At 36.5% G+C, this 15,548-nt stretch carries 16 protein-coding genes and 1 pseudogene; 10 read left to right on the top strand and 7 right to left on the bottom strand.

Annotation, left to right across the window (positions count from 1 at the left end):
* The first annotated feature begins 10 nt into the window (after positions 1-10).
* Positions 11-574 (top strand): cob(I)yrinic acid a,c-diamide adenosyltransferase, encoded by a 564-nt coding sequence (locus tag JOD14_RS01950; protein WP_204653008.1) that lies wholly within the window; start codon positions 11-13, stop codon positions 572-574.
* An 88-nt stretch (positions 575-662) separates the two neighbouring features.
* Positions 663-887: a hexameric tyrosine-coordinated heme protein gene (locus JOD14_RS01955; protein WP_204653009.1), complete on the top strand. Its 225-nt coding sequence runs from the start codon at positions 663-665 to the stop codon at positions 885-887.
* A 129-nt stretch (positions 888-1,016) separates the two neighbouring features.
* Here JOD14_RS01955 and JOD14_RS01960 read toward each other — a convergent pair whose 3' ends face one another.
* Entirely contained in the window at positions 1,017-2,282 is a 1,266-nt protein-coding gene (locus JOD14_RS01960) for a chloride channel protein (RefSeq protein WP_204653010.1), read from the bottom strand.
* A gap of 183 nt (positions 2,283-2,465) precedes the next feature.
* Between JOD14_RS01960 and JOD14_RS01965 the strand changes: the two genes are divergently transcribed.
* From JOD14_RS01965 to uxuA, 4 genes are all read left to right on the top strand, one after another.
* On the top strand, positions 2,466-3,566 hold the full coding sequence (locus JOD14_RS01965; protein ID WP_204653011.1) for a VOC family protein: 1,101 nt from the start codon (positions 2,466-2,468) through the stop codon (positions 3,564-3,566).
* 14 nt (positions 3,567-3,580) lie between these two features.
* Positions 3,581-4,177 carry an alpha/beta hydrolase gene (locus JOD14_RS01970; RefSeq protein ID WP_204653012.1) on the top strand — a complete coding sequence of 199 codons (597 nt, stop codon included), beginning with the start codon at positions 3,581-3,583 and terminating at the stop codon, positions 4,175-4,177.
* 112 nt (positions 4,178-4,289) lie between these two features.
* Entirely contained in the window at positions 4,290-4,970 is a 681-nt protein-coding gene (locus JOD14_RS01975; protein ID WP_204653013.1) for a GntR family transcriptional regulator, read from the top strand.
* Between the two features lie 169 nt (positions 4,971-5,139).
* Positions 5,140-6,084 (top strand): mannonate dehydratase, encoded by a 945-nt coding sequence (gene uxuA, locus JOD14_RS01980; protein WP_204653014.1) that lies wholly within the window; start codon positions 5,140-5,142, stop codon positions 6,082-6,084.
* A gap of 107 nt (positions 6,085-6,191) precedes the next feature.
* Here uxuA and JOD14_RS01985 read toward each other — a convergent pair whose 3' ends face one another.
* The 4 genes from JOD14_RS01985 to gpmI all read right to left on the bottom strand — a co-directional run bounded on the left by JOD14_RS01985 (position 6,192) and on the right by gpmI (position 9,965).
* Positions 6,192-6,500, bottom strand: a complete 309-nt coding sequence (locus tag JOD14_RS01985; protein WP_204653015.1) for a P-II family nitrogen regulator — start codon at positions 6,498-6,500, stop codon at positions 6,192-6,194.
* A 2-nt stretch (positions 6,501-6,502) separates the two neighbouring features.
* Positions 6,503-6,844 carry a hypothetical protein gene (locus tag JOD14_RS01990; RefSeq protein ID WP_204653016.1) on the bottom strand — a complete coding sequence of 114 codons (342 nt, stop codon included), beginning with the start codon at positions 6,842-6,844 and terminating at the stop codon, positions 6,503-6,505.
* Positions 6,834-8,312 (bottom strand): DUF1538 domain-containing protein, encoded by a 1,479-nt coding sequence (locus JOD14_RS01995; protein ID WP_204653017.1) that lies wholly within the window; start codon positions 8,310-8,312, stop codon positions 6,834-6,836. The genes JOD14_RS01990 and JOD14_RS01995 overlap by 11 nt, the downstream gene beginning before the upstream one ends.
* Positions 8,313-8,438: 126 nt before the next feature.
* Positions 8,439-9,965 (bottom strand): 2,3-bisphosphoglycerate-independent phosphoglycerate mutase, encoded by a 1,527-nt coding sequence (gene gpmI / locus JOD14_RS02000; RefSeq protein ID WP_204653018.1) that lies wholly within the window; start codon positions 9,963-9,965, stop codon positions 8,439-8,441.
* A gap of 296 nt (positions 9,966-10,261) precedes the next feature.
* Between gpmI and JOD14_RS02005 the strand changes: the two genes are divergently transcribed.
* Both JOD14_RS02005 and JOD14_RS02010 read left to right on the top strand, forming a co-directional pair.
* Complete coding sequence (locus tag JOD14_RS02005) at positions 10,262-11,236, top strand: helix-turn-helix domain-containing protein (RefSeq protein ID WP_204653019.1); 975 nt, start codon at positions 10,262-10,264, stop codon at positions 11,234-11,236.
* A gap of 236 nt (positions 11,237-11,472) precedes the next feature.
* Positions 11,473-12,003 (top strand): helix-turn-helix domain-containing protein, encoded by a 531-nt coding sequence (locus JOD14_RS02010; RefSeq protein WP_204653020.1) that lies wholly within the window; start codon positions 11,473-11,475, stop codon positions 12,001-12,003.
* A gap of 3 nt (positions 12,004-12,006) precedes the next feature.
* Here the strand turns inward: JOD14_RS02010 and JOD14_RS02015 are convergent, their stop codons facing one another.
* On the bottom strand, positions 12,007-12,477 hold the full coding sequence (locus JOD14_RS02015; RefSeq protein WP_204653021.1) for a DUF5626 family protein: 471 nt from the start codon (positions 12,475-12,477) through the stop codon (positions 12,007-12,009).
* Positions 12,478-12,746: 269 nt separating this feature from the next.
* Here JOD14_RS02015 and JOD14_RS02020 point away from each other — a divergent pair, with 269 nt between their 5' ends.
* Positions 12,747-13,301 (top strand): hypothetical protein, encoded by a 555-nt coding sequence (locus tag JOD14_RS02020; protein ID WP_204653022.1) that lies wholly within the window; start codon positions 12,747-12,749, stop codon positions 13,299-13,301.
* Between the two features lie 376 nt (positions 13,302-13,677).
* Here JOD14_RS02020 and JOD14_RS13080 read toward each other — a convergent pair.
* Positions 13,678-13,832: pseudogene (locus tag JOD14_RS13080) on the bottom strand (transposase); the annotation flags it as partial.
* Positions 13,833-14,432: 600 nt separating this feature from the next.
* Between JOD14_RS13080 and bglB the strand changes: the two are divergent.
* Positions 14,433-15,536, top strand: coding sequence for a beta-galactosidase BglB (gene bglB, locus JOD14_RS02025; protein ID WP_204653023.1), 1,104 nt, complete (start codon positions 14,433-14,435; stop codon positions 15,534-15,536).
* Positions 15,537-15,548: the final 12 nt, after the last annotated feature.

The following is a 15,548-nucleotide window of genomic DNA, read 5'->3' on the forward strand; positions in this document are numbered from 1 at the left end:
AGGTGACGCAATGAAGATTTATACAAAAAGTGGCGACAAAGGGAAAACAAATATTATCGGCGGCCAACGAATCAGTAAAGCAGATCCGCGTGTGCATGCCTATGGTAGTATTGATGAAGTGAATGCTTGGCTGGGAGAAATTATTACGCAGTTAAACGAGCCATTTTTGTCGCTTCAAAAAGAACTCCTTGAGCTCCAAGTCCTTTTATTTGATATTGGTACCGACTTAGCCACACCCGAAGGAATCCGAGAATATATTGTCAATCAAGAGCATTTGTTGCAGATTGAAAAATTAATTGATCATTACAATGCAAAAATACCTCCGATTGAGAAGTTTATTTTGCCAGGTGGGCATTTATTAGCGAGTCATTTTCATGTTGCGCGAACCGTTACGCGCCGAGCAGAGCGTGAAATTACCCAATTAATTAGTGAAGGCATTTTAATTAATTTACATGCGTATAAAGTTGTCAATCGGTTATCTGATTTATTCTTTGTTTTGGCGCGTTATATGAACCATGTATTTGAAATCGAAGAACCTTTTTATGAGCGAGCAGGAAATGTTTTTATAAATTGAAAGATGTTGTCAAATGAAAGCAAATTACCTGATAAAAACGAGCATCAGTGCTAAAATAGAATTAGATTGAATAAGGGAGGCAATAAAAATGGATACATGGTTACCATCTTTAATTACTGAGACACCACAAGAAGGTTTTGAGTTAGCAATTACCTTGTCACGTAAGGGAGTAGGTTATGTGCAAAGTGATCCTGAAGTGAAAAAGAAATTACGTGAAGATTATGCCAATAATGCCGATAGTTTAACTTTTGCTTCACAAGTGATTGCCATTAACTTCCAAACAGTAGCCGCAGCTAATAATTACTGGCGTTAAAAGAATAATCGAAGCTTAACTGTTTTTTTTCAGTTAAGCTTTTTTTAGTAAGATTCACAAAGGCCTTGTTTTACTATATTAAAAAAAGGCCCTCTCAAAATGGTTATTATCATTTTAAGAGGGTTATTCTTATTCACTGTATTCATCCTTTGTATAAATTTTATCTGGGAAAAAATGATACCGCTCTTGAGCAGAATAAATCGAACGATGACTATGAAAGGCATATGCTAGACAACAAATAATCATAAAATACATACTATATTCGGGGCCAAAAACCTCAACTGCCAGTAAAATAGGGGCAATCATTGTATTGGTTGCACTGCTAAAAACAGCCACAAGTCCAAGAGCTGCAACAAAGCTTGGTGGTAAACCAATCAGGGGCGCAATGACATAACCTAAAGCTGAACCAATCGAAAAAAGTGGTACGACTTCGCCTCCATGAAATCCAATGGCTAAAGTCAAAGCGGTTAAGAGTAATTTAAACAACCAGTCATACCAGTAAATCGTACCATGGTGATAAACTTCATAAAGTAAATTATCACCAGCGCCAGCATAACGTCCAGCGTGTAAGACAAAAATACTAAAGGCTAAAAAAATACTCATATAAAGCATTTTTTTCTTTGGGTTAGGAAAAAAATATTTGAGTTTTTGTTTAAAAAAGCGTAGAGAATGAGAAAATAAAATACCCACGATACCGAAAATTAATGCAAGTAAAAATAATTTGAGAATAAAAGTCCAATCCAGATTCAGGATGTAATTCGGATCGAGATTTTTATTAATTGAAAAACGCATTCGTTGTAAACCAAATAATCCAGATATAAAATAGGCCACATAAGCCGATAAAAGAGTAGGAACTAAAGCTTCGTACATCATAATGCCAGAAATCATAACTTCTAAGGCAAAAAAAGTAGCACCAAGCGGCGTTCGGAAGAGTCCAGCAAACCCAGCAGCTAATCCAATGATGACGAACATACTTTTATCGGGTGCTAATTTAAAACGTTGACCAATCGCGTAACCTGTTGAAGAACCGATTTGGACTGCAGCACCTTCTCTTCCGGCACTCGCACCAAAAAAATTGGTTAATAAGGTAGCGATAAAAATGAGTGGTACGAGTAATTTTGGAATTTTATTACGCTCGCCTAAACCTGTTTTAAAAACAATGGATAAGCCATTGATACTTTCGTAACTGAATTTTTCATACAACCAAATGATGAGGTAACCTGCAAGTGGTAAAAACGGCAACAAGTACAAAATATAAAGGTCGCGAAAAGTCCGAATAGCATAAAGAAGATTTCCAAAAACACCCATTAAACTGCCGACAACAACGCCAATTAAAATAGCGATTCCTGAATAAATGAATAACTCTCGGTAGCGATGAAGAACCTTTTGAATCATACGATGCCCCCTTTGTAAACGCTTTATTATTTAAAATAAGTATGCCATAGATTCAATGAATTTTAAACAAATTACACTTGATTGAAATCATTATTTTTCGTTTGTTTTTTCAGTAGAGCATATTTTTTGCATATAGTTCGAATTCGTAATAAAATCAAATTATCAATTAAGGAGGGCTTGCGAATGTTAAAGACAACAGGAATTCATCATATTTCATCGATTGTAGGCCATGCGCAACGCAATGTTGATTTTTATGCGGGCATCTTAGGACTTAGACTTGTAAAAAAGACGTTAAATTTTGACGATAAAAGTCATTATCATTTTTATTTTGGCAATCAAGACGGCAGCACAGGTTTAGTGACGACTTTTCCATGGAATGATGCCATTGAAGGTCGCGTGGGTGATGGTCAAGTCGGAATTTCGCAATACGCGATTCCAACAGGTAGTTTTTCTTTTTGGCAAGAACAGCTAACCAAAAAACAGATAAAACATTTTTCTTACACCCGTTTTGGTCAAAAAAGACTCGGTTTTAAAGACCCGGATGGCTTAGAATTAGAATTCGTAGAAAAAAATTATCCGACCACGCATCATTGGGCTTTTGGCGAAATCACGGCTGATCAAGCGTTCATCGGTATTCAAAGTGCAAGCTTGTATTCCCAAAAACCAGAAAAAACGTATCAAGTGTTAACCGAACTTCTTGGCTACGAAAAAGCAGCAGAAGACGAGGAGTACCATCAATTACAAGTGAATGAACAACTGGGTGGCACACTTGAGTTAAATAAAAAATTAAGAAGCAATGGGCGAACAGGAATTGGTGCGGTTCACCATATTGCTTTTAAAGTAAAAACAGCAGAAATTGAGGCGTGGCGTCAAAAAATCATAGCCGCGGGATTACGTCCAACTGAAGTAAAAAATCGTAAATATTTTAAATCACTATATTTTAGAGAACCAGGTGGTATTTTAATTGAATTGGCGACAGAAGGGCCAGGTGTTTTAGTCGATGAAACACTGGAAAATTTAGGTGAAAATTTATTAATTCCGCCACATTTTATCGGTGAAAGTGCTGAAATCGAAGCCACACTAATGCCTGTATTTGTTCGAGAAGTTAGCCAACTAGGCGATTATGGCTACCGTGATCGTTATGAATTTGAAGTTTTACAAGGAAAAGAACAATTAAAAACGAAGATTGCTGCATTGCGTTCAAAAGCAAGTACGCAACCATTAACGGAAGCAGAACAAAAAATGTTAACACAATTTAGAACGCAACTCGTAAAATTAAAATAAAGGATGTGAATCAAATGCAGCATATTTATATTCCTGGAGGAAATGACCAAGTCTTCATCTTACTGCACGGCACTGGCGGAAATGCGTCGAGTCTTTTTGAAATTGCCCGTTACTTAGACCCAGCAGCGGCATTATTAGGGTTTCAAGGAGAAGTCGAAGAAGCGGGGATGGCTCGTTACTTTGCGCGCTACCAAGACGGGAGCTTTGACTTACGTTCGTTAGCCAGCGCGACACAAGATTTATATGATTCTTTACAAAAAGTACGCCAACAATATGATTTAACGACCAAAAAACTTGTTTTACTTGGGTATTCAAATGGGGCGAATCTAGGGATTAATTTATTAAAAGAATTTACCGAATTGCCGATTGCACGTGCCGTTTTTCTACACCCATCGACGGTGCGCCCTGAAATTGCTTTTAAAGCACAAACGCAATTGAAAGTGTTACTCACTAGTGGTGAAAATGACCCCTATGTGACGAGTCAACAGTTTACTAACTTAAAACAACAACTGGAGAAAACACCGATTATGACGAGTACGTTTACTCATGCCTATGGTCACCAACTGATTCAAGAAGAATTAGAACAAGTGAAGGATTTCCTTACACGTTAAAAAAACGAGAATGTCTGCTCAATTGACATTCTCGTTTTTTCTTATGTCGACAAAACAATGCAAACAAGGTATATTGAATAAAAATAAGTGGAGAAAAAGTCGAGGTGTAACCATGGCAAGAGAAATAAATTATCAAAATGAAGCCTATGCGGCGATTAAAAATTTAATTTTAAAATCACAACTGATACCAGGACAGAAAATTTCGAAAAATGAATTAGTTGATTTATTAGACATTGGGGATACACCGGTCAGAGAAGCCATTCTTTTATTGAAAAATGAAGGGCTTTTTCACGTAATTCCTCAAAGCGGTACTTATGTGTCAAAAATTAATTTACAAGAAGTCTTTGAGGCGAAATTTGTCCGAGAAAACATTGAAAAAATTGTTTTTGCAGAAGTTTGCACACAAATCACTCAAGAGCAATTGCAAGAATTGGAAAAAAAAGTTAAGATTCAACGGATTTATTTTGAAGCCAATGATCAGGAGATGTATTTTAAGTTAGACGAAGAATTTCATCGGTATTTTTATGAAATTACGAATAAGTTATTTGTTTGGCAATGGATTCAGTCGATTAATATCTCTTTTAATCGTTGTCGCTATTTGCGTTTAGAAGTCAAAGAATTAAAGTGGCAAGATATTTTAGAAGAACACGAAAAAATGATTGAATTGATTCGTCAAGGTAAAAAACAAGCATTGATTGAGTTAGCAGTTGCACATATGGAGCGAATTCATCATGACGTTAAAATTATTTTACAACAATTTCCAGATTATTTTGAAGGAAATCCGAATGAATAGAAAAAGAAAAGCAGCTTGCTTAAAGGAAAAACAGCCTTTTAAGCAAACTGTTTTTTTTATTTTCCTTGCTAAAAATAAAAATGCATATCAATATACTAATATATCAGTTTGTTGAAGATAGATAAAAATGAAGAATGAGTAAAAAAAGAAAAACGAGGAGGAAATCTTTGTGGAATTAAAGCAATCGATCTTATCAGATCCAGTATTATTAAAAAATGGATACGCTTTCCCGAGTTATGATAGCGCGAAAGTTAAAGCAGCTACTTTAAATGAGCCAACTTGGTTGCATTTAGGAGCGGGTAATATCTTTCGTGCATTTTTAGGTTCTTGCCAACAAAAATTATTGAATCGAGGGCTGGCTAAGACAGGCATTATCGTTGCAGAAGGCTATGATTATGAAATTGTTGATGTTTTAAGGCAATACGAAGAGTTAACGGTAAACGTCACCTTAAAAGAATCTGGAGAAGTTGAAAAAGAAAGTAATGGCTTGACGCTACCAGGATGGGAACCTGAGCGACTTGCGCGTATTAAAGATTTATTTGTGGCTTATGAGGGATTTGATGAGAAGCGCTTAAGAGCAAATTTCAAGTATTTCATGGATGCAATTATCCCAACGTGTGAGGCATACGATATTAAAATGGCGATTCATCCTGATGACCCACCGTTTTCAATTTTTGGGTTACCAAGACTCGTGAATAACATCGAAAATATTGATCAATTACTAGCAGTCAATCCAAGTCCTTATAATGGGCTCACATTTTGTACGGGCTCTCTTGGCGCGGATCCAAGCAATGATTTAGTGAAGATGATTGCACGCTACCATGATCGGATTCATTTTATGCATGTTCGCAATGTTCGGGTGGATGCAAATGGTGATTTTAGTGAAGTGTCACATCGGACGCAAGATGGTACCGTTGATATTACGGGCGTGATGGCTGCTCTAGCGAAAATAGACTATTCAGGCTACCTTCGCCCAGATCATGGTCGTCATATTTTTGGAGAAAATGCCAGTAACGTCCGCCCTGGTTACGGTCTGTATGATCGTGCATTAGGTGCGATGTATTTAGCTGGAAGTTGGGATATGGCTAGAAAAATACAGCACGCCGTTGACTAGAATAGGTTTAAAAAAATAAAAAACTGGGTGAATGCATGTCACCCAGTTTTTTTGCTAGCGTAAAAAAATGACAAATAAAAAGTGGGGATGGATCGGTTAAAAGCGGCTTATTTTGTAAACAAACCTCTTGTTTCGTTAACCGGCATAACAAAAACAACGCCTGAAAAATCTTTTTCCGCATTCATCTCTTGGTCAACCGCTTCAACAATCGCTGCGGTTTTTTCTTCTTCCGACAAAATTAAGATGATTTCTTTTTCGGGTTCAATGGGTAAATCAAACAATTTTGATTTTACTGCACTACCAACACCGCGACCGTGAATAATCGTTCCGCCAGTCGAGCCTGCTTTTTCCGCAGCTTCTAAAACAGCATCTAATTTTTCTTTATTAACAATGATAAAAATTGCTTCATGTGACATCGCTACTCCTCCTTGAATTGTTCAAGTAATCTTCTTTTTTGGCTATAACATTGTTTGAGTGGCATCGAAAAAGTAATGCCGTGATTGGGCTTATCTAAGTGGAATTTTTGATTCATTTTATCATGAAAATTCGTTTCCTGAGCCTTATCAATGATGGATAAAGTAATTTCTTTTCTTGTATCCATCACACCAAGAAAGTTGAGCCAACTATTGTTAATGGTTCCTTTCCCTAAAACAGTCGTACTAAAGTAAGCACCAAGTTCTTGGGAGTAGTTTAGAATCTCACTTCCTTTGCCGTATTCTGAAATCGAACAAAACAAGATTAATTCTTTGCTAGTCTTCATATTCTAATTGCCTTCTTTCTCTTATTCTGAATATTAACCCGAGGATTTGAAGTGCGACAATCGGTGTCATGGCGACCGTTGCGATGACGCCAAAACCATCAACTAAAACATTCGCCGTTGGAATCGCATTTGCAGCTCCTTGTGTAAAGGCTAAAATAAAAGTAGCCGTCATCGGACCAGAGGCAACCCCACCTGAATCGTAGGCAATCCCTACGAAAATTGGCGGTACCTTAAATGAAAGGAGCGAGCCTAAAGCAAAACCAGGTAGTAAAATATGCCACAAACGTAAAGAAGGACTCATAATTCGAATCATCGATAAGCTAACGGCAATCGCAATCCCAATTGAAAGGGTAATTAAAATGACGTTTTTCTTTAGATGACCCGAAGTCACTTCTTCGACTTGCTGCGTTAAAATATACACAGCAGGTTCAGCCAACACCACAACCATACCTAAAGCTAATCCAACCCAAGGCAGTAAATAAAAGTAGTTACTTGCTAAACCTTCACCCATCATGCGTCCAATTTCCATAAAGCCCGCATTAACCCCAACTAAAAAGAGACTCAAACCAATATAAGTATAAAGTAACCCTTTTAAAATCAGCCTACGACTTCTTTTGCTAAGTTTGAATTTCCACTGGTTAAAAACAAGGAATAAGAGCAATAAAGGCAGTAAAGTAAAAATGGATTCTTTAAAAGTAGCTGGCAAAATACCAAAGTAAGGTTGTAAAATCCCTTGCGCTACTGTAAAATGCTCGGCGCTTCCTTCGACTTGCGTTATCCCTTTGACCAAACTCATGATCATAATTGCTAAAATTGGCCCAGTTGAAGCGAGTCCTACAAGCCCGAAGCTATCCTCTTCAGAAGCATCGCCACCTTTAAATTGCGAAACACCAAAACCTAAAGCCAAAATAAAGGGGGTCGTCATCGCCCCAGTTGTTGCGCCAGATGCATCAACAGAAATCGCCAAAAACTCATCAATCACAAACAAACCTAAAATAAAAATGCAACCATAAATAATAAGTAAAAAGCGATTGAGTTTTTTTGAATAAACAATTCGTAGTAATCCGAGTGACACCATGATTCCGACCCCAACAGAAACGACAATTAAGATGAGCAAACCAGAAATAGTACCCTCAGATGCCGTGTTGACCTCACTTGCTAAAATTTGTAAATCGGGTTCAGCAATCGTAATTAAAAAACCAAGTAAAAAACCGAGTAATCCGACGGTAAAAGAGTGGTTGGCCTTTGCGACCGTTTCTCCCATTAATTTTCCGATTTCTTCAATCCCGATTTGGGCGCCGAATAAAAAAATCCCTAAACCTAAAATGATTAAGAGGGCGCCGAGTAAGAAACGAAATAAAGCGTCTGTTTCAATGGGAACAAGGGTAAAGTTTAACAGTAGTACAAGTAAAGTAATGGGCAAAACCGAAAAGGCGACCTCTTTAAATTTGTGCGCTAAAAGATTCAAATAAACATTCCTCCTTATTTTTTATTTTATGTGTGTTCATTGTACCATAATGCAGCTCAAGCTTAGCTTTTAAAAATCAAAAAATAAGCTATAACGGAAAGCTATAGCTTATTTTTGCAATAGTGCTTATTTAATTAAAGAAGAACCAGTCATATCACTTGGTTTTTCAACTTCTAATAAATCTAACATTGTTGGCGCTAGATCAGATAAAGCACCGTCGCCACGCAATGAAATCCCATCTTTTGTCACAATCACTGGAACAGGTACAGTTGTGTGAGCAGTATGTGGATTGCCATTTTCATCCATCATGGTTTCTGAATTACCATGGTCAGCGGTGATGATTGCGTAACCGCCACGTGCTAAGATCGCATCCACAACCCGACCTAAACCTTCGTCAACTGCTTCAATCGCTTTGACAGTTGGTTCAACCATACCAGAGTGACCAACCATATCAGGGTTGGCGTAGTTTAAGATGATCGCTTCATGGTTACCTGCTTCAATGTCAGCCACCAGTGCATCGGTTACTTCATAGGCGCTCATTTCAGGTTGTAAATCATAAGTCGCAACTTTTGGTGAAGGAATTAAAATACGATCTTCGCCTGGGAATTCTTCGTTACGGCCACCATTCATAAAGAAGGTTACGTGTGGGTATTTTTCTGTTTCAGCAATGCGTAATTGTTTTAAGCCAGCATTTGATAAGACTTCACCTAAAACGTTTTTCATTTCAATTGGTTCAAAGGCAACCTCTGCGACAACAGTTGGCGAGTATAAAGTCATGCTGACCAATTTCACGTCTTTTTTCGCTCCACGGTCAAATAAATCCCATTCATTCATCGTGATGGCTTGAGATAACTGAATGGCACGGTCTGGACGGAAGTTCGCAAATAAAATACCGTCTTTGTCATCGATCGTTGCAACGGGTTGGCCATCTTTTTCAATGACAACTGGTTCAACAAATTCATCAAAGACTTCATTGGCATAGCTTGCTTCAATGACATCAACAGCTGAGGTTGCTTTTGGTCCGTTTCCGTGAACGATGACGTTGTAGGCTTTTTCAACACGTTCCCAACGTTTATCACGGTCCATTGCATAGTAACGACCTGAAACAGAAGCGATTTCGCCAAAGTTCATGTCTGCTAACGCTTTTTCTAATTCTTTCACATAACCAAGACCAGAATTAGGTGCGACGTCACGACCGTCCATGAAGACGTGTAAGTAAACGTTCTTCAACCCTTTTTCTTTGGCAACGCGAACAGATTCGATGATATGGCTAATATGGCTATGAACCCCACCATCAGATAAAAGGCCAAAAATATGTAATTTTGAATCATTTTCTTTCACATAATCAATTAAACCGTTAATTACTGGGTTTTCTTCAAACTCTTTGTCTAAGATTGCTTTGTCAATACGTGTTAAGCTTTGGTAAACCGTACGACCTGCGCCAATATTTGTGTGACCAACTTCTGAGTTCCCCATTTGACCAACAGGTAAACCAACATCTAAGCCAGACGCTTTCAATTGGGTGTGTGGGTATTGATTGTAGTAACGGTCAAAATTTGGTTTGTGTGCAAGAGCAACCGCATTTCCAACGGTTTCATCTCTTAAACCAAAACCATCTAAAATAATTAAGGCAACTGGTACATGTTTTGTCATGGAAATTTCCTCCTAAAATTAAATGAAAAGTTTCATTTTATCTTGAAACATCAACGCCTATATCATAGCACTTTTGAATTGAATTTTCTAGACACTTAGTAAAAAGATTCACAGTTTTATTGAAAATTAATGAATGTTTTCATTTTTAAGCATTTTTTCAAAAAAAGAAGGAAAAGTCGTGTGAATAACAGAATCGCAACTCCCCGTTGACAAGATGACAAGTGCGTTTTCTTGTGTGTAAATCGCGAAATCCGTATACTTCTAAGTGAAAAGGAAGAAAAAAGGAGGAAAAGAAAATGTTAGGGGATAAGATTATGCACCACCGAAAAAAAGCAGGGTGGACACAAGAAGAATTTGCCGAAAAATTAAATGTGTCTCGTCAGTCCGTTTCAAAATGGGAAGGCAATCAATCGATTCCCGATGTGAATAAACTTTTACAAATCAGTGAACTATTCGGAGTGAGTGTTGATTATTTATTAAAAGAAGCATTAGTGGAGCCGGAATTTTTAGAAGGTGAAGAGGACACGGGTATTCGTCAAGTTTCATTAGAAGAAACGAATCAATATATTGAAATTAGTGAAAAAGCCGCTAAGAAAATTGGCCTTGGCGTCAGCTTATGTATTTTATCACCAACCGCTTTGATGTTCCTCATTGCAGCCAGTGAGAATCGTTGGTTAAATCTATCGAGTAATTTTGCAGTTGGAATCGGGATGGTTTTCTTATTAATGATGGTTGCAGCGGGGGTTTCACTTTTTGTCAGTGTAGGCGCCCAATTACGTCAATATGAATTTTTAGAAAATGAAGTTTTTGAAACACAATATGGGGTCCGTCAATTAATAGAAGATAAAAGAGCCAAGTACCAAAGCACTTATACGAAATCATTGATTGTAGGAATTGTTTTATGTATTTTAGCCGCCATTCCGTTAATCTCACTCATCTTAGCCGACAGTGAGGCCACACTGGCACTACTTGGCGTTGTTTTTTTACTAATGATGGTTTCAGCCGGCGTTTATTTGCTTGTTTCTTCAGGTAGCCGTTGGTCGAGTTACGAAAAAATCTTACAAGAAGGAGAATATTCCAAAAAGAAAAAAGCCAATAAGAAAATGACCGATGCGATATTTGGTAGTTATTGGTTACTAGTAGTGGCTATTTACTTGGGCTATAGTTTTTTTACCATGAATTGGGAACGGAGCTGGATAATCTTTCCGGTCGCAGGTGTTTCGTTTGGGGTTTTAGCCATGCTTGTTTCGTTGTTTGAAAAAGAAAAATAATATTTGTAGCAAAAAAACGAATCCTCCAGTGTCTAGGATTCGTTTTTTTGCCGTTCGGTGTGGTGGGGTGAGCGATGGTATCCCTTACCTGTGTAAAGAACTCTAGTTGAATCATATCATCTACAGGATTAGCAGATAAAAGACGGCCAATATTTCCTAGTTCTATTTATATAAAGCTGAACATTGATATGAAAATAATGGTACTTAGTGTAAAATATTTATAGGGAGGGATAATTGTGACTTTAGCTGAACAATTAAAAATTAGTAGAAAAAATAAAGGTTTTTCTCAATCAGAAGTTGCTGAAATATTAAATATAACTCGTCAATCTGTTTCTAAATGGGAAACGGGAAAAGGCTATCCAGATATAGATAATCTAGTATTACTGAGCAAGATATACGAAGTTTCTATTGACGAACTTTTACATGAAAACGAAATTTTAAAAAAGAAAACTAATGAAAATAACACAATTGTTGAAAGAAATAAGCATAAATTGGAAGAAATCCAGACTACTACTAAAGCTGATATGGAAAAGAAAGACGATAGTATTTTACTTTTAATTCTGTCTATTGTCTCTTGTCTTATTCCTTTTTTAGGTTTAGTCATTCCTATATTAATTTTGAAATCAAATAAAAAAACGAACAAGCACTATCATTTAATTAAAGTAATTTGCTTGTGTTGCTTCATAGTAAGTGGTTTTAATACTTTTATTTTTTTGAATGATACGATTTTTCATATTGGAGAAAAATCAATCCAATTAATCAAATGATTTTTAAATGCCCGACACATTTAGGTTACTTCCTGAGACGCTTGCCTGCATGCCACTATAATAAGATATTCCCATCAATTTTCTTGTAATATGATATTTAGCTTGAGTATTATTTACTTTTTCTAATCGAGTGCTAGTGATCGAGCCCGTAATTGCTCTAGCTGTGCCAGAATGAACGGAAGTAATATTATTGTTAGAAATATTAATTTTGAAGGAGGCACTCCACGAAGCAAAAGAGGTGTACTCTACTAAATAGGTCCCATCTTGAATAGCATACGGTTTTCTTCCCTGATTTAACGAGGTGAGGACGACCAGAACTTCACCTTCTTTAGTTTGGATTGTTTGCTCTTGCCTACTGTCATTTGATAAATCAAATGAAGCAACTGCTTCTAAATGATTTTCCGTAGCATGAATAGGTAATGGGAATAATAAAAAGCAAACGATTGCAAATAAACTTAAAATATATTTTTTCATACTCATTCTCCTTCCGATTTATATAAATTATTGTGTCAGCACTTGCTTTTTTTCTAGAAGCTATTTGTAGCCAGAGGGCAACGAATGGTTGCATCTTATATAGAACGAGTAAGATGACAATAATCAACTATTACTTTCTTATGAAATCTTGTAAAAGGGATTATGGTTAATACATTAAAAAGAAAGAAGGTAATAAAATGAAAAAAAGTTTTGTTTTGAGTATGATTGCTGTAATATTAGCTTCAGCTACTCTTCCAAGTATTGGTGGTATGATTGCATACGCAGATGATATGCGTTCATTAGAAAGTGTCGCACCTGTAGCTGTTACGCAGTATAAACCAACATCTGTGATTAATGTAGTAGAACCTTATGTAGAGGTAACGAATGATGGTAAAATTGAATTGCAAAACGTTCCTACTTCGGTTTATGAAGAATATCAATTAGACCAATTGCAAGAACATTTTAATCGTTTAAATGCAGAAGTTGATGCAGGAAATATTAGAATCAATAATGATTTATCCATTGCTACTATTGGAATTTCTCCTAGAACGGTTCATGGAACATGGACGTATCACTGGTGGGGTTATGATCAATATTTTGATAATCAAAGAGCTCAACGATTTTCAGCTAATTGCTATTCTGTCGCTGCTGGTGCCACATTAGTTACTGGGATTGGAGCATGGTTTCCACCAGTTAGTTTTGTTGGAGTTGCTCAAGCTGCTTATTGGACATTGGTCGGTTCACGGGTAGACTATAACAATTTAGGAAATGGCGTATATATTGGGGTTACTTGGGCAGCTATATTTAATGTAGAACCTTTATAGTCAAGAAAGGCAGGTTTATATGAACTCAAATGTAGTGATCGTTATATGTATACTTCTTATGCTCTTAGGCTTTGGTTATCTTTTAATGTATCTTCATAAAAAGAAAAAAGGGACTGAAAATGAATCTAGATATAAAATTACTTTTATGATTTTATTTCTACTGCTAATCGTTCCCTTGACTTATGTATGGTTTGGAAATAGATAAAAAATGATTTCTCTTTTAAAGGGGTTATAAGTGAGAAATAGCCCCTCGAAAAACTTGCGAAAACAAGTTCCTTCTAGTAAAAAATTCTAGCTCTTTGTCAAATAGGACTGATGGCTAAAATCGAGGGGTCTATCACTAGAAAGTTATTTTCTGTGATAGGTCTCTTTTTCGTTATTTTATATTGATTAATCCGTTCATTAAAAAAATTATAGTTCGCATATTTCATAAGATTTAAAGCCGTAAGACACCTATTTTAATGTTTTAATATGGGTGTTTTTCGCTTCTGTTTTTCCGATAAAATAAGAATAGATTAGGGCATTTCGAATCCTTTAGTCATGATTTTCAAGGTTTTGAATGGCGTGTCGGAGTTCAGGATAAAGTGCATGAGACATTGTTCGAATCGTATAAAAAATAAATCGGTGTTCATGAACGGTATGTTTTTTATATTAATCAAAAAATAGGGCTGAGAAATTATTTTTAACTTCTTCCGCCCTATTAATTATGGAATCTAATAAGTGCCAGACTTTTAACGATTGAACACAGAAAATCGTGCACTTTTATCAATGTTGGAGGCTTCCAACGCATAAGCCATAAATTTATCCGCACCTTTTTTTGCAGATTTTGATCAACTTGTTAGTTTAAAAATAAACCCTGAAAATCGTTGGATTAAAAAAGTGGCTCGTATTCCTTGGGCAGAACTAGAAAAGAAATACGCTAAATAAAAAAGGCAATGTTGTGCAACTTCTACGAATGACTTTGAGTGTCTTTGATTTTAAAATAAAAATTAGAGCAATCGCCCGATAAAAGCTCTATTTTTTTGTCGTCTAATTCTGCAAGAAAAGATAGTGAATAGTCAAAAACTGATATTTAACTTAATGTAAGCGTTTGATAAACTAGGGTTAAGAATAACAAGGAGTGTGTAAGGAATGATTATTAAAGAAAAAATTTTTGTGGAAAAAGAAATTGTAGAAGAAAAAATTGATTTAATGATGGATAATTTAACCACGATTAAAGATAGTGGCGAATTTTTACTTGATTTTGATGGCTTGAAGGTCGACGACAAAAGCTGGACGGTTTGGAATTGGCCACAAGGAGTGGGGTTATACGGAATTTATAAAAATTACCGTCATACGAAAAGTCCGAAAGCTTTAAAAATAGTAAACGACTGGTTTGAAGAACGGATGCTTGAAGGTGCGCCACCAAAAAACGTAAATACCATGGCTCCTCTGTTAACAATGGCTTATTTATATGAAGATACGCAAGATTCTCGTTATATTCCTTATTTAGAACAATGGGCTCAATGGGTAATGAAAGAAATGCCGCGTACAAAAGACAATGGCTTGCAACACGCGACTTATGGGCCTGAAAACAAAAATCAATTGTGGGATGATACGTTGATGATGACGGTCTTACCTTTAGCTAAAATCGGAAAGCTTTTAAACCGCCAAGACTACATTGAAGAAGCGATCCATCAATTCTTAATTCATATTAAATACTTAATGGATAAGAAAACGGGGCTATGGTATCACGGTTGGACCTTTGAAGGCAATCATAACTATGCGGAAGCTTTATGGGCAAGAGGGAATTGTTGGATTACCATCGCGATTCCTGAGATAATTGAAATTTTAGAGTTAGAAGAAGGCGATGCTTTTCGGACATTTTTATTAGCGACACTGGAAGCGCAAGTCCATTCGCTAAAACAATACCAACATACTTCAGGGTTATGGCATACTTTAATTAACGATCCGACTTCTTATTTAGAGTCTTCAGCAACGGCCGGTTTCGCTTATGGTATTTTAAAATCTGTTCATAAAGGTTACTTGCCTGCTTCTTATAAAGAAGTTGCTTATCAAGCAATTGCAGGATTACTAGAGAAAATTGATGCAACTGGAGAAGTCCAACAAGTTTCAATTGGAACGGGTATGGGAGAAGATCTTGATTTTTATCGCAATATTGGGATGACGGCTATGCCATACGGTCAATCGTTAACCGTCCTTTGTTTAACAGAACTTCTCGTTTCTTTTTGTTAAAACGAGAAGCCA

Origin of the sequence: Enterococcus lemanii, from assembly GCF_016909125.1 — a bacterium.
Lineage (GTDB): Bacteria > Bacillota > Bacilli > Lactobacillales > Enterococcaceae > Enterococcus_I > Enterococcus_I lemanii.

Excerpts from the sequence above, each read along its gene's own strand:
- JOD14_RS02020 (WP_204653022.1), top strand. The coding sequence starts at position 12,747 with ATGATTGCATACGCAGATGATATGCGTTCATTAGAAAGTGTCGCACCT.
- JOD14_RS02005 (WP_204653019.1), top strand. The coding sequence starts at position 10,262 with ATGTTAGGGGATAAGATTATGCACCACCGAAAAAAAGCAGGGTGGACA.
- JOD14_RS01965 (WP_204653011.1), top strand. The coding sequence starts at position 2,466 with ATGTTAAAGACAACAGGAATTCATCATATTTCATCGATTGTAGGCCAT.
- JOD14_RS01955 (WP_204653009.1), top strand. The coding sequence starts at position 663 with ATGGATACATGGTTACCATCTTTAATTACTGAGACACCACAAGAAGGT.
- JOD14_RS01975 (WP_204653013.1), top strand. The coding sequence starts at position 4,290 with ATGGCAAGAGAAATAAATTATCAAAATGAAGCCTATGCGGCGATTAAA.
- JOD14_RS01960 (WP_204653010.1), bottom strand. The coding sequence starts at position 2,282 with ATGATTCAAAAGGTTCTTCATCGCTACCGAGAGTTATTCATTTATTCA.
- JOD14_RS01950 (WP_204653008.1), top strand. The coding sequence starts at position 11 with ATGAAGATTTATACAAAAAGTGGCGACAAAGGGAAAACAAATATTATC.
- gpmI (WP_204653018.1), bottom strand. The coding sequence starts at position 9,965 with ATGACAAAACATGTACCAGTTGCCTTAATTATTTTAGATGGTTTTGGT.
- JOD14_RS02015 (WP_204653021.1), bottom strand. The coding sequence starts at position 12,477 with ATGAAAAAATATATTTTAAGTTTATTTGCAATCGTTTGCTTTTTATTA.
- JOD14_RS01970 (WP_204653012.1), top strand. The coding sequence starts at position 3,581 with ATGCAGCATATTTATATTCCTGGAGGAAATGACCAAGTCTTCATCTTA.
- bglB (WP_204653023.1), top strand. The coding sequence starts at position 14,433 with ATGATTATTAAAGAAAAAATTTTTGTGGAAAAAGAAATTGTAGAAGAA.
- JOD14_RS01990 (WP_204653016.1), bottom strand. The coding sequence starts at position 6,844 with ATGAAGACTAGCAAAGAATTAATCTTGTTTTGTTCGATTTCAGAATAC.
- JOD14_RS01985 (WP_204653015.1), bottom strand. The coding sequence starts at position 6,500 with ATGTCACATGAAGCAATTTTTATCATTGTTAATAAAGAAAAATTAGAT.